Source organism: Mesorhizobium sp. M1A.T.Ca.IN.004.03.1.1 (genome assembly GCF_003997555.1).
Classification (GTDB): domain Bacteria; phylum Pseudomonadota; class Alphaproteobacteria; order Rhizobiales; family Rhizobiaceae; genus Mesorhizobium.
In genome coordinates this window covers 1-279 of the sequence record NZ_RZTV01000214.1, presented here as the reverse complement: position 1 = coordinate 279, position 279 = coordinate 1, and the positions used below count along the sequence as shown (strand labels likewise).

The following is a 279-nucleotide window of genomic DNA, read 5'->3' as shown; positions in this document are numbered from 1 at the left end:
GGCGAAAAGCTTTTGGCGCGGTTGAGATAAGGCGGGATGCCGGCTTGAAAAGATGCCTGGCGCTGTAAGTCAATGCTGTTTGGATTTTTCGACCAGGAAATCGATCAGGACCCGCACCGCCGGCGGCATGCCCTTGGCCGTCGTGAAGACGATGTAGAACTGGCTCTCCTCCGACTGCCAGTCCGGCAGCACCCGCACCAGCTTGCCAGCCTGGAGATCCGCCTCGCACGCACTTTCGAGCAGAAGCCCGAAGCCGAGGCCGGCACGGGCTGCGTCGAG

1 protein-coding gene is annotated in these 279 nt (G+C 62.0%); it reads right to left on the bottom strand.

Going from position 1 to position 279, the window contains the following annotated elements; all coding sequences use genetic code 11:
* Positions 1-69: 69 nt before the first annotated feature.
* Positions 70-279, bottom strand: a 210-nt coding sequence (locus EOD29_RS31400; protein WP_245475496.1) for a LysR substrate-binding domain-containing protein, incomplete at its 5' end; no start/stop codon positions are given.